This is a genomic window from Crossiella sp. NPDC003009, assembly GCF_053591555.1.
On the sequence record NZ_JBSFUA010000009.1, the window covers coordinates 246,536 to 259,516 of the forward strand.

Sequence of the window (12,981 nt, forward strand, 5' to 3'; positions counted from 1 at the left end):
GCCTCCGTAAGTTATCCGGAGGCACCCTCATCTTATTCGCATCGGCAGGGAGAGACTGACATGACCGTGGAGCTGGGGCGGGTCGGCGTGTGGACCTGGGCGTTCGAGCAGATGCCGTGGCCGCGGGTGCGCGCGGCGGCGCGGGAGATCGAGGAGCTGGGCTACGGCGCGCTGTTCTTCGGCGAGATGGACGGCAGGCCCGCGCCCACCCAGGCCGCGCTGCTGCTCGCGGCCACCGAGCGGATCGTCATCGTGCCCAGCGTGGCGATCATCTACCGGCACCACCCGGCCACCCTGGCCCAGGCCGAGCGCACCCTGGCCGAGGCCTTCCCCGGCCGGTTCGCCCTGGGCCTCGGCGTCAGCGACCGCAAGCACATGGAGGACCGCGGCCACACCTGGCGGCCGCCGGTGCGGGCCATGCGGGAGTACCTGGCCGCGATGGACGCCGCCCCGCTGACCGGCCCGGCAGGCCCGCCCTCGCCCCGGCTGCTGGCCGCGCTCGGCCCGAAGATGGCCGGGCTGGCCGGCGAGCGGACCTGGGGCGCGCATCCCTACTTCATGCCCGTGCAGCACACCGCCTACCTGCGCGAACTGCTCGGCCCGGAGCCCAAGCTGGTGGTGCACCAGAACGTCGCGGTGCACCGGGATCCGGCCGAGGCCAAGCGGCTGGCCCGCGCCTCGCTGGCGCCCTGGCTGGCCATCGGCGACCGGAGCTCCTCCCGCTGGCGGGTGATCCAGGAGCTGACCGGCCTGACCGAGGCCGACCTGGCCGACGGCGGCAGCGACCGGCTGGTGGACGCCATGGTCGCGCACGGCGACCCGGACATGATCGCCGAGCGGGTCCGCGCCCAGTTCGACGCGGGCGCGGACCACGTGTGCGTCAGTGTCGCCACCGACTACGGCGTGCCCGAGCTCTGCCTGCCCGAGCTGCGGGAACTGGCGAAGGTGCTGCTCTAGCGGTTGTTCTCCCGCCACAGGTTGGTGATCGGCAGCCGCCGGTCCCGCCCGAACGCCTTGAAGGTGATCTTGGTGCCCGGCGGGTACTGGCGGCGCTTGTACTCCGCCCGGTCCACCAGCTGCAGCACCCGCTCCACCAGCGGCTGGTCGAACCCGGCCGCGAGCAGCTCGGTGAAGCCCTTGTCGCCCTCGACGTAGTCGTCCAGCACCGCGTCCAGCAACGGGTAGTCCGGCAGGCTGTCGGAGTCCTTCTGGTTCGGCCGCAGCTCAGCCGAGGGCGGCTTGCTGATCGAGTTCTCCGGGATCGGCGGGATCTCGCCGCGCTTCTCCGCCTCGGCGTTGCGCCAGCGGGCCAGTTTCCAGACCAGCGTCTTGGGCACGTCCTTGATCGGGGCGAACCCGCCGACCGCGTCGCCGTAGATGGTCGAGTAGCCCACCGCCAGCTCGGTCTTGTTGCCGGTGGCCAGCACCAGGTGCCCGTGCTGGTTGGACAGCCCCATCAGGGTCACGCCGCGGGCGCGGGCCTGCACGTTCTCCTCGGCCAGCCCGGTCAGCCCGAGCTGCTCCACGAACACCTTGACCACGTCCCCGATCGGCCGGGTCTCGTAGTGCGTGCCCAGCCGCCTGGCCAGCTCGGCCGCGTCGGAGCGGGAGTGCTCGGAGGAGTACGCGCTGGGCATGGACACCCCGTGCACCGCGTCCGCGCCGAGGGCGTCCGCGGCCAGCGCGGCCACCACCGCGGAGTCGATGCCGCCGGAGAAGCCGAAGACCACCGAGCGGAAACCGTTCTTGCCCACGTAGTCGCGCAGGCCGGTGACCAGCGCGTGCCACACCTCGGCCTCGTCGCTGAGCGGTTCGGCCACCGGGGGAGCGGGCTGCGGCTCGTAGGCCGGCAGCGGCCGCTCGCTGAGCACGGTCCGGCTGACCTCGAACCCGCCGATGTCCCCGGTCCCGGTGTGCCCGCCGGCCGGCAGGTCCAGGTCGAGCACGGTGAGGTGCTCGACGAACTGCGGCGCCCTGGTCAGGATCTCCCCGTCCGCGCCGACCACCAGCGAGTCGCCGTCGAAGACCAGCTCGTCCTGGCCGCCGACCAGGTTCACGTAGGCCATCGGCGCCCCGGCCTCCGCGGCCCGCCTGGCCACCAGCGGCCCCCGCACGTCGTCCTTGTTGCGCTCGTACGGCGACCCGTTGATGCAGACCACCAGGTCCACCCCAGCCTGCCCGTAGGCCGCCACCGGCCCGCCGTCCTGCCAGATGTCCTCGCAGATCACCACGCCGACGTCCAGCCCGTGCAGGCGCACGATCGGCAGGGTCCGCCCCGGCACGAAGTAGCGGAACTCGTCGAAGACGCCGTAGTTGGGCAGGTGGTGCTTGGCGCAGCGGGCGACGACCTTGCCGTCCTGGATGAGCGCGGCCGCGTTGCGCGGGCCCGCCTCGTCCCGGTCCAGGTAGCCGACCACCACCAGCGCCTCGCCGCAGCCCGCCGCGGCCAGGCGCTCGGCCAGCTCGTCCACGGCCGCCCTGGAGGCGGCGGCGAAGGACTGGCGCAGCGCCAGGTCCTCCACCGGATACCCGGTGAGCACCATCTCGGGGAAGGCCACCAGGTGGGCGCCGGCCTGCACGGCCTTGCTCGTCCACTCCACGACCATCTTCGCGTTTCCGACCAGGTCGCCGACGCAGGCGTTGACCTGTGCCAGGGCGATGCGCAACTGCGTCATGTTCCTATCTTCTCCCACGACTCCGGGTATGTAACCGCACCTAGATAGTTTTCGCCTGGCAGTATCGAACAGGTGGACCGCCGCCTGACACCCGCCCTCGCCGTGCTGCTGCTGACCGCGGCCTGCGTCAATCCGGTGGCGGGTGGCCCAGCCGAACCCGTCCAGGTGGAGCAGCGTGGACCAGCAGGCGCGGTGCCGCCAGGTCTGGAGAACTTCTACGGCCAGCGCCTGGGCTGGGGCCGCTGCGAGAGCTACGTCCGCGCCGAGGACCAGGCACTGGCCTTCCTCCGCAGGGACGCCCAATGCGCCCGGCTCACCGTCCCGCTGGACTACGCCAAACCCGAGGGCCGCACCATCACCCTCGGCCTGCTCCGCCGCCCGGCCACCGAACCGGCCCAGCGGATCGGCGCGCTGGTGGTCAACCCCGGTGGGCCGGGCGGCTCCGGCATGAGCGCCGCGGCCACCCTCGGCACCGCCACCCCCGGCCAGCGGCTGGAGCTCACCCGCCGGTTCGACCTGGTCGGCTTCGACCCGCGCGGGGTCGGCGCCAGCGAACCCCAGGTGCGCTGCCGCACCGACGCCGAACGCGACGCCGAACGCCTGGACTCCGACCAGGACACCTCGGCCGCGGGCATCGCGCAGACCGAGGCCGAGGAGAAGGACCTGGCCACCCGGTGCTCGCAGCGGGCCGGGGACGACCTGCTGGCCACCGTCGGCACCAGGGACGTGGCCAAGGACATGGACGTGCTGCGCTCGGCCCTCGGCGAGCCCAAGCTCAGCTACCTCGGCTACTCCTACGGCACCCGGATCGGCACCGCCTACGCCGAGGCGTTCCCGGGCAACGTGCGCGCGATGATCCTGGACGGCGCGCTCGACCCGGACCAGGACCCGGCCGCCGAGCTGGTGGCCCAGGGCGCGGGCTTCCAGAAGGCCTTCGACACCTTCGCCGCCTCCTGCGTCCGGCAGTCCTCCTGCGCGCTCGGCCAGACCGCCGAAGGCGCCGTCCCCGCCTTCCGCGCGCTGATGAAACCCCTGCTCAGCGCCCCGATTGAGGTGCGCGGCGGCCGGAAGCTGTCCTACTCCGACGCCACCACCGCGGTGATCCAGGCGCTCTACAGCGAACAGCTGTGGGAACCGCTGCGCACCGGCCTCACCGAGCTCAAACAGGGCAGGGGCGAGACCCTGCTGCGGCTGGCCGACGCGTACTACGGCCGCGGCGGGGACGGCAAGTACAGCAACCTCAACGACGTCTTCACCGCGATCCGCTGCGTGGACGACCCCCGCACCACCGACCCGGACCAGCGCCGCGAGCTGGACCGCCGCTACCGCGCCGCCGCGCCCTTCCTGGACGACGGCAACCCGCCCAGCCCGGCCCGCGACGCCTGCGCGTTCTGGCCGGTCCCGGTGACCAGCCAGCCGCACCTGCCCAAGGTGGACGGCCTGCCCAAGGTGCTGGTCGTCTCCACCACCGGCGACCCGGCCACGCCGTACCAGGCCGGGGTGGAGCTGGCCCAGGCGCTCGGCGCGGAGCTGCTCACCTTCGAGGGCACCCAGCACACGGTGTTCGCCCAGGGCAACGCCTGCGTGGACACCGCGGGCACCCGCTACCTCGTCGAGGGGACCCCGCCGGCCCCTGGCACCCGCTGCACCGGCTGAACCGGCGTGTCCTGCTCTGCGCGTCCCGCGCGCGCCGGGCAGAGTGGCCAGGTGATCCCGATCAAGGCCGTTGGCCTGTCCGCCGCGGCGCTGCTGCTGGCCGCCTGCACACCGAGCGCCCCCGAACAGGCGAAACCAGACCCGGCGCTGGAACGGCTGTACGCGCAGAAACTCAGCTGGGGCCCGTGCCAGCCGCTGGCCGCGAACCCGGCGCAGAAGGAGCAGTTCGGCGCGCAGGGCCTGGAGTGCGCCAAGCTCACCGTGCCGCTGGACCACGCCAAGCCGGGGGAGAAGACCATCAGCCTCGGCGTGCTCCGGCTCGCCGCCACCGAGCAGGCCAACCGGATCGGCTCGCTGGTGTTCAACCCCGGCGGACCCGGCCAGTCCGGCATGAGCCACCTGGCCACCGAGGGCCCCAAGGCCGCCGAGCTGCGCAAACGCTTCGACCTGGTCGGCTTCGACCCGCGCGGTGTCGGCGCCTCCGAACCCAAGGTCCGCTGCCTGGAACCGGCCGAACGCGACGCCCAGCGCCTGGTGCACATCGACCCCAAGGCCCCCGACGCGGTCGCCAGGACCGAGGCCGAGGCCAAGCTCGTCGCGGACAAGTGCGCCGAACGCACCGGCAAGGACGTGCTCGCCGTGCTCGGCACCCGCGAGGTGGCCAAGGACCTGGACCTGCTGCGCGCCGCCCTCGGCGACGCCAAGCTCAGCTACGTCGGCTACTCCTACGGCAGCCGGATCGGCACCGCCTACGCGGAGAACCACCCGGACAAGGTCCGCGCCATGGTGCTGGACGGCGCGGTCGACCCCGGCCAGGACCTGGCCGCCGCCCAGCTCGCCCAGGAGGAGGGCTTCGCCAAGGCCTTCGACGCCTTCGCCAAGGACTGCGCCAAGCAGGCCACCTGCGCGCTCGGCCGCAAGGCCGAGCAGGCCGAGGACAAGCTGGACGCGCTCACCGAACCACTGGGCAAGAACCCGCTCAAGGTCGGCGACCGCAAGCTCTCGGCCAGCGACGTCAGCGTCGCGCTGACCGCCGCGCTCTACAGCCAGGAGCAGTGGCCCACCCTCAACCTGGGCCTGCTCGCCCTGCAAGCCGGCCAGGGCGAGCTGCTGCTGGCCTTCGCCGACGCCTACCTGGGCCGTGCCGAGGACGGCAGCTACGGCGCCGACACCGACGTGCTGATGGCGGTGAACTGCGTGGACACCCCGCCGGTCACCGACCGCGCCCAGGTCGAGGCGAACACCCGCAAGATCGCCGACAGGCTCCGCGAGCTGCGCGGCGGCCGCCCCGACCGGGACCCGCCGGTGGCCGCGCTGGACGTGTGCGCGCACTGGGCGGTGCCGCCCACCAGCAAGCCGCACCAGCCCAAGGCGGACGGCCTGCCGCGCACCGTGGTCGTCTCCACCACCGGCGACCCGGCCACCCCGCACCAGGCAGGCGTCGACCTGGCCAAGGCGCTCAACGCCCAGCTGGTCACCGTGGAGGCCACCCAGCACGGCGCCTTCCTGCTGCGCGGCAACAAGTGCGTGGACGAGCCGGTCACCCGCTACCTGGTCGACACCACACCGCTCCCGGACAGCCCCCGCTGTTCCGGCTGACCGAGCATTTAGGGTTGTGCCCATGGATCGCCAGCAGGAATTCGTGCTGCGCACGCTGGAGGAACGCGACATCCGGTTCGTCCGGCTGTGGTTCACCGACGTGCTCGGCTTCCTCAAGTCGGTAGCCGTCGCCCCGGCCGAGTTGGAGGGCGCCTTCGCCGAGGGCATCGGCTTCGACGGGTCCGCGATCGAGGGCTTCGCCCGGATCTACGAGTCCGACATGGTCGCCAAGCCCGACCCGGCCACCTTCCAGGTCCTGCCGTGGGAGACCGCCGACGGCGAGCTGTACTCCGCGCGCATGTTCTGCGACATCACCATGCCGGACGGCTCGCCCTGCTGGTCCGACCCCCGGCACGTGCTGCGCCGCACCCTGTCCAAGGCCAGCGAGGCCGGGTTCACCTGCTACGTGCACCCCGAGATCGAGTTCTTCCTGCTGCGCAGCCTGCCCAACGACGGCACCGAGCCCGAGCCCGCGGACAACGGCGGCTACTTCGACCAGGCCAGCCACGACACCGCCCCGCACTTCCGCCGGCACGCCATCGAGGCGCTGGAGGCGATGGGCATCTCGGTGGAGTTCAGCCACCACGAGGGCGCGCCCGGCCAGCAGGAGATCGACCTGCGCTACGCCGACGCGCTCACCATGGCCGACAACGTGATGACCTTCCGGTACGTGGTCAAGGAGGTCGCGATCAAGGACGGCGTGCGCGCCTCCTTCATGCCCAAGCCCTTCTCCGACCAACCGGGCTCCGGCATGCACACCCACGTCAGCCTGTTCGAGGGCGACCGCAACGCCTTCTACGACAGCGAGGACCCCTACGAGCTCTCCGGCACCGGCAAGGCCTTCGTGGCCGGGCTGCTCAAGCACGCCAGGGAGATCAGCGCGGTCACCAACCAGTGGGTCAACTCCTACAAGCGGCTCATCGTCGGCGGCGAGGCCCCGACCGCGGTCTGCTGGGGCCACGCCAACCGCTCCGCCCTGGTCCGGGTGCCGATGTACTCCCCAGGAAAGGCCAGCTCGCGCCGGGTGGAGATCCGCAGCATCGACTCCGCCTGCAACCCGTACCTGGCCTACGCCGTGGTGCTGGCCGCCGGGCTCAAGGGCGTCCGCGAGGGCTACGAGCTGCCGCCGCCCACCGAGGACGACGTGTGGTCGCTCACCGAGTCCGAGCGCCGCGCGGCGGGCTACGACAGCCTGCCGCAGAACCTCACCGAGGCGCTGACCGCGATGGAGAACTCCGAACTGCTCGCCGAAACCCTGGGCGAGGGCGTCTTCGACTACTTCCTGCGCAACAAGCGCGCGGAATGGGACGCCTACCGCCGCCAGGTCACCCCTTATGAGCTGCGGACCTACCTCCCGATGCTGTGAACCCCTTGACCGCTGGACCATCCGGAGGATGAGGTGGGAGCATGCGCCGCCTCCGGATGGTCACCACCCTCGCGGGTGAGCTGGACGCGGCCACCATCCCCCGGCTCCAGTCCAGGATGGCCACCGGCGAGTTCACCCCGACCGAGCTGACCACCGCCTACCTGCACCGCGTCCAGGCGCTGGATCCGCAGCTGCGCGCCATCCTGCGCACCGACCCGGCCGCCCTCACCGCGGCCAGGGCCAGCGACGAACGCCACAAAGCGGGCGCCCCGCTCGGTCCGCTGGACGGCATCCCGTTGCTGCTCAAGGACAACATCGGCGCGGGCGTCACCACCGCGGGCTCCCGGGCGCTGCGCACGCACCAGCCCGCCGACGCCTTCCTGGTCCGCAAGCTCAAGGCCGCCGGCGCGATCGTGCTGGGCAAGGCCAACCTCTCCGAGTGGGCCAACTTCCGCTCCACCGCCGCCACCTCCGGCTGGTCCGCTCTCGGCGGCCAGACCGCGAACCCGCACGTCCTGGACCACAACCCGGCAGGCTCCTCCTCCGGCTCGGCCGCCGCGGTGGCCGCCGCACTGGCCCAGGTCGCCATCGGCACCGAGACCGACGGCTCGATCGTCTGCCCGGCGGGGGCCACCGGCGTGGTCGGCCTCAAACCCTCCCTCGGCCTGGTCAGCCGCACCGGCGTGATCCCGATCTCAGCCGAGCAGGACACCGCCGGACCACTGGCCCGGCACGTGGTCGACGCCGCGCTCACCCTCGCCGTGCTGCGCGGCCCCGACCCCGCCGACCCGGCCACCCAGCACATCCCGCCGCACACCGACGAGCCGGTCACCCTGGCGAACCGCCGGCTCGGCCTGTGGCGGCTGGCCGGCGTGGACCAGGCCACCGACCGGGTCATCACCCAGGCCGTCGAGGCGCTGCGCAGGGCAGGGGCCACCGTGGTCGAGGTCGACCTGCCGCACCAGCGCGAGATCAGCGACGGCGAGTTCCCCTGCTTGCTCACCGAGTTCCGGCACGACCTGGACCGCTACCTGGCCGCGCACCCGCCCTTCCCCTGCGGCCCGCGCGACCTCGCGCACCTGGTCGAACTGAACCGGGCGGACCCGATCGAGCTAACCCACTTCGGCCAGGAACTCTTCGAGCAAGCCCTGGCCGCGCCGCCCCGCACCGACCCCGGCTACCGGGACCGGCGCGCCCGGATCACCGCGCTGGCCCGCGAAGCCATCGACGAAACCCTTGCCGCGCAACAACTCGACGCCATCATCGCGCCCAGCAACGCCCCCGCCTGGCGCACCGACTACCAGACGGGCGATGACTACCGGCTCAGCTCCGGCACTCCGGCCGCGGTCGCGGGTTACCCGAACGTGTCAGTTCCGGCAGGATTCGCCGGACCCCTCCCCATCGGCCTGTCGATCTTCGCAGGCCGCTGGCAGGACGCCAGGGTGCTCGCCATCGCCGCCGCTTTCGAGCAGGTCAACCCGGTACGCAGGGCTCCGCTGCTGTTGCCGGGGCTCGCCGTCAACGATCTTGGGGCCGCCCGTTGAGTGATCAACAGGACGCTGTCACGGACTCGGGGAACGACCCGGCGGCGGCTAGGTTGGCCGATGTGACCGAAACCTTCGTCACCGCCCAGCCGTTGGCCGTGCCGCGTGTCGAGCTGCCCGACCCGCCGCAACCAGCGGGCACGCCCGCACCGGAGGCCGCGCCGCCGGTCGTGCTGCGCGCCTGCACGGTGGCCACGAGGGCCCAGCTGCCCGCGGTCCGCGTGCTCACCACCTCCTTCCTCGGCCACCACCGGGACGGCCAGTTCATCGCACTGGTCGTGGACGCCGATCCGGACGCCGCCGGACCCGGCGTGCTGACCCCGGCCGACATCGGCGTGGCCACCGACGAGCTGCACCGCCTGGCCACCGCCTGCACCGCCCGCGAGCTGTGCGCGGTGCTGCAGCCCCGGCTGCTCGCGCACCTGCTCGCCGAGGGCGGCCCGGTGCTCTACCTGGACCCCAGCGTGGTGGTGCTGGACTCGGTCGCCGAACAGGTCCTCTCCGCCGCCGCCCGCGTCCCGGTGGTGCTGGTGCCCAGGGTGCTGCGCCCGCTGCCCCGCGACGGCCGCCGGCCGGCCCCGGAGGAACTGCTCGCCGCGGGCACCTTCGACCCCGGCTTCCTCGCGGTCACCCCCGGCGCGGAGGAGTTCCTGGCCACCTGGGCCGACCAGGTGCACCAGGCCCCGAGCGCCGCGGGCGCCTTCCTCGACGGCGCGCCCGCACTGGTCGACCACCAGGTGCTGCGCGACCCCGGCATCGGCGTCTCCGCCTGGAACGCCGCCCAGCGCGCGGTCCGCAGGGATGAGGCAGGCACCCTGCTGGTCGACCAGACCCCGCTGCGCACCGTGCACTTCGCCGGGTTCGACCCGCAGCGACCGTGGCTGCTCTCCGCCGAGCTCGCCGACCGGCCGAGGGTGCTGCTCTCCGAGCACCCGCCGCTGGCCGAGCTGTGCGCCGGCTACCGCAACGACCTGGTCCGGGCCGGACACACCGCGCACCCGGCGGCCTACCGCTTCGGCGCGGTCGCCGACGGCATCCCGCTGCCAGCCGAGCTGCGCCGCGAGTGGCAGGCCGCGCAGAACGTCGACGTGCCACCGCCACCGGCCTTCGGCGTCACCGCCGCGGAGTTCCTCCGCTGGGCCTGCGCGCCAGGCGACCCGATCCAGGCCGCCGCCGGTGGTTCCCGCTGGGCAGCGGCCCTGTGGCGGGAGGACCCCGCCCTCCAGGAGCGCTACCCGGACCCCTTCGACAACGACGCCGCCGCCTTCCGCGAGTGGTGCGCGGGCACCGGGGTCGCCACCGGCCGCCTGCACCCCAACGCGGTGCCCCGCGCGGACGCCGGTCGCGGCCCGATCCTGATCGACCAGCTCGGCGTCAGCGTGGTCGGTTCCGGACCGGAGGCCGACCTGCTGCGCGCCGCGGTGCGCGCCTCCGGCCTGCCCTCGGCCGACGAACCCAGCTACCCGGTGGTGCTGCGCTGCGCAGGCGCGCCCAGCCCGCCCGCGGACCGGTACGTGATCAGCGTGCTGCCCGAGCCCGGCGCCCGGCCAGGACCGGCCAGCGAGCTCTGGGTCGCCTCCGACACCAGCCGCAACGCCCTGCAGCGCACCGGCTGGCCGCCGGTGCGCACGGTGCCGCTGCCGGTGGTGGACCGCGGCGCGGTGGACGCCGAGACCCGCGGCGCCGCCCGCGACCGGCTCGGCCTGGCCGACGGCGTGGTCTTCGCCGCCACCGTCGACCACTCCGCCGAACGCCAGGGCAACGCGCTCGGCCTGGTCGCCGCCTTCCTCGCCGCCTTCCCCGACCGGCACGACGTGCACCTGTTGCTGCTGGTCAACGGCGCGCACCAGCACCCGGAAGCAGCCGAGCGACTCCGTCTGGCCACCGCCTCGGACCCCCGGGTCATCCTGGTCGAGGAGACCAGGGGCAACGCGCTGCTGGACGCCGCCGACTGCGTGGTCTCGCTGCACCGCGCCGAGGGCGTGCCCGGCGACCGCACCGCGCTGGTGCTGGCCTCCGCCGCCACCAGGGGCCTGCCCGTGCTGGCCACCGAACAGGGCGCCATCGCCGAGCTGCTCGGCTCCGACGCCGCCATGCTGGTGCCCTGCCACCCCGGCGGCCGCGAACCCGACGCCCAGGCCGCGGTCCGGCTGCTGCGCGCGATCGCGGACAACCCGGAGACCGCGGCCAAGCTCGGCGCGGCCAGCCGCGAGTACCTGCTGCGCACCAGGGGCGTCGCGGTCGCGGGCGAGCAGATCAGGGAACGCGTCGAACAGGCCTTCCGCGCCTGGCGCACCCGCCGCGCCGCGGCAAGGCACGGCCACGGCGAGGACCCGCTGCGCCCGCTCCAGTCCGCCAAGCACGCGCTGCTGCGCCGCGCCGATCCCGGCGTGGAGAGCCGGATGCCGATGGCCCCGCAGCTGCGCAAGGCCGTGTTGCGGGTGCTCAGCCACTACGACAACCACCTGCGCGAGGTGCTCAGCGCGGTGGTCGACGGCGTCGAGCGCACCGCCAGCGAGCTGGCCCGCCGCCAGCACGAGATCGAGTCCGGTGACGTTGGCGGGCACGACCTGGCCGCCGAGGTCGCCGAGCTCACCGACCGGCAGGCCCAGCTGGACGACCAGCTGGTCGGCGTGGACGACGGCGTGGTCAGGGCCCGCGCCGACCTGGCCGCGCACGGTCGGCGGATGCGCGCCATCGAAGAGGCGGTGACCAGCCAGTCCGGCACCAGGGACAAGCAGGTCGCCGAGCTGGCCGACCGGATCGACCGGCTGACCATCGCGCTGGACCGGACCCTGGACCGCATCGACGACCTCGAGTCCCGGATGGCCTCCTCGCTGCGCGAACGTGACAGCAGGCTCGGCGCTGGCATCCGCGCCGCGGAGGAGGCCCGGCGCAACGCCGACTCGCTGCGCCGGGTGGTGCTGCGCGAACACCAGCGCACCACGGTCGAGCCGGCGGACGCGCCACCGGCCTCGGTGGTGCTCACCGAAGCCGGCCTGATGCGCCTGCCCAGCGAGGACGCGCTGATGCTGCCGCTGCTGTCCAGCAACGGGGTGTGGCAGCCCGAGGTGTGCGCCCTGATCGACTCCTTGCTGGAGCCAGACGGGGTGTTCGTCGACGTCGGCGCCTACGTCGGCTACCACTCGATCCGGGTGCTCAGCAGGCTGGGCACCTCCGGCGCGGTGGTCGCGGTCGAACCCGACGCCACCTCCAGGGAGCTGCTGCGCCGCAACGCCGAGCTGAACCTGCCCGGCCCGGTCGCCGAACGGCTGGCCGTGCTGGACGTGGCCGCCTGGGACACCGCCACCACCCTCGGCGCCCGCCCCGCGCTCTCCGGCGGCATCGAGGTGTACGAGGCCGAACCGGACGCCGAGGTCGAGCGGGTGCAGGCGGTCCGGCTGGACAAGTCGATCGAGGCGCTGCCGGAGATCGGCCAGCTCAGGCTGTCCGTGGTCAAGGTGAACGCCCCCGGCTTCAGCCACCGCGCGCTCGGCGGCCTGGTCCGCCTGCTGCGCCGGGACCGACCACACGTCGTGTGTTCGTTCGCGCCCCGCGCCGTCACTGAACAGGGTGCCGATCCGATCGCGGTGCTGCAGGAGTTCCGCGTGTGGGGGTATGAGCTGGTGCCCGTTGGCTCCGATGAGTCACGAGAACCAGCCGACATCGTCCAGTTGGCCGACGCCCGGACGGGCCTAGGCAGCGCGCTGCACCTCTGGTTGCGTCCCAAGGAGCGCCGGAGCTGATCGCGGACCGGGGGGTTGATCGTCCGTCAAGCCCCTGGCCAGGCGATTTGACTTCTGCGCCAGGCCTGCGTAACTTTCTCTCTGCCAGCGCGGAACGGCCCCGGGAAAGACGCGGGGACGGGCGCGGCGAGAAAAGCTTCCAGGACAAACAAGCCCCGGAACAGCTGTCGGCCTCTGCGGCGGGCGGGTGTGCGGTGTTGCGTGTGTTCTTTGAGAACTCAACAGTGTGCCGATGTAAGCCAGTAGAGCTTGTATCTTGTAACCTCGTCTAGAGGTTCCTTTGAGATCACATTGATAAAGGATTGCGTCTAGCGATCTGACAGTCTGTGATCAGACACCATTCATTGATGGAGAGTTTGATCCTGGCTCAGGACGAACGCTGGCGGCGTGCTTAA

General features: G+C 72.9%; 7 protein-coding genes. 6 read left to right on the forward strand and 1 reads right to left on the reverse strand.

Going from position 1 to position 12,981, the window contains the following annotated elements; genetic code table 11:
- Nucleotides 1-60 precede the first annotated feature (60 nt).
- The gene (locus tag ACWDY5_RS13605) at nt 61-957 is read left to right on the forward strand and encodes a TIGR03620 family F420-dependent LLM class oxidoreductase (protein WP_449722512.1); all 897 of its coding nucleotides are present in this window, start codon (nt 61-63) and stop codon (nt 955-957) included.
- On the opposite strand, the gene ACWDY5_RS13610 is transcribed toward ACWDY5_RS13605, so the two are convergent.
- On the reverse strand, nt 954-2,675 hold the full coding sequence (locus ACWDY5_RS13610) for an NAD+ synthase (protein ID WP_449722513.1): 1,722 nt from the start codon (nt 2,673-2,675) through the stop codon (nt 954-956). The two genes, ACWDY5_RS13605 and ACWDY5_RS13610, sit on opposite strands and share 4 nt — an antisense overlap.
- A 72-nt stretch (nt 2,676-2,747) precedes the next feature.
- Here ACWDY5_RS13610 and ACWDY5_RS13615 point away from each other — a divergent pair, with 72 nt between their 5' ends.
- The 5 genes from ACWDY5_RS13615 to ACWDY5_RS13635 all read left to right on the forward strand — a co-directional run bounded on the left by ACWDY5_RS13615 (nt 2,748) and on the right by ACWDY5_RS13635 (nt 12,586).
- The gene (locus ACWDY5_RS13615) at nt 2,748-4,331 is read left to right on the forward strand and encodes an alpha/beta hydrolase (RefSeq protein ID WP_449722514.1); all 1,584 of its coding nucleotides are present in this window, start codon (nt 2,748-2,750) and stop codon (nt 4,329-4,331) included.
- 51 nt (nt 4,332-4,382) lie between these two features.
- Complete coding sequence (locus tag ACWDY5_RS13620; RefSeq protein ID WP_449722515.1) at nt 4,383-5,930, forward strand: alpha/beta hydrolase; 1,548 nt, start codon at nt 4,383-4,385, stop codon at nt 5,928-5,930.
- A 22-nt stretch (nt 5,931-5,952) separates the two neighbouring features.
- On the forward strand, nt 5,953-7,296 hold the full coding sequence (glnA, locus tag ACWDY5_RS13625) for a type I glutamate--ammonia ligase (protein ID WP_449722516.1): 1,344 nt from the start codon (nt 5,953-5,955) through the stop codon (nt 7,294-7,296).
- Between the two features lie 41 nt (nt 7,297-7,337).
- Complete coding sequence (locus ACWDY5_RS13630) at nt 7,338-8,840, forward strand: amidase (RefSeq protein ID WP_449722517.1); 1,503 nt, start codon at nt 7,338-7,340, stop codon at nt 8,838-8,840.
- A gap of 62 nt (nt 8,841-8,902) precedes the next feature.
- Nucleotides 8,903-12,586 (forward strand): FkbM family methyltransferase, encoded by a 3,684-nt coding sequence (locus tag ACWDY5_RS13635; RefSeq protein WP_449722518.1) that lies wholly within the window; start codon nt 8,903-8,905, stop codon nt 12,584-12,586.
- The last annotated feature ends 395 nt before the right edge of the window (nt 12,587-12,981 follow it).

Coding starts and splice junctions, on each gene's coding strand:
- ACWDY5_RS13630 (WP_449722517.1), top strand. CDS start 7,338: ATGCGCCGCCTCCGGATGGTCACCACCCTCGCGGGTGAGCTGGACGCG.
- glnA (WP_449722516.1), top strand. CDS start 5,953: ATGGATCGCCAGCAGGAATTCGTGCTGCGCACGCTGGAGGAACGCGAC.
- ACWDY5_RS13605 (WP_449722512.1), top strand. CDS start 61: ATGACCGTGGAGCTGGGGCGGGTCGGCGTGTGGACCTGGGCGTTCGAG.
- ACWDY5_RS13610 (WP_449722513.1), bottom strand. CDS start 2,675: ATGACGCAGTTGCGCATCGCCCTGGCACAGGTCAACGCCTGCGTCGGC.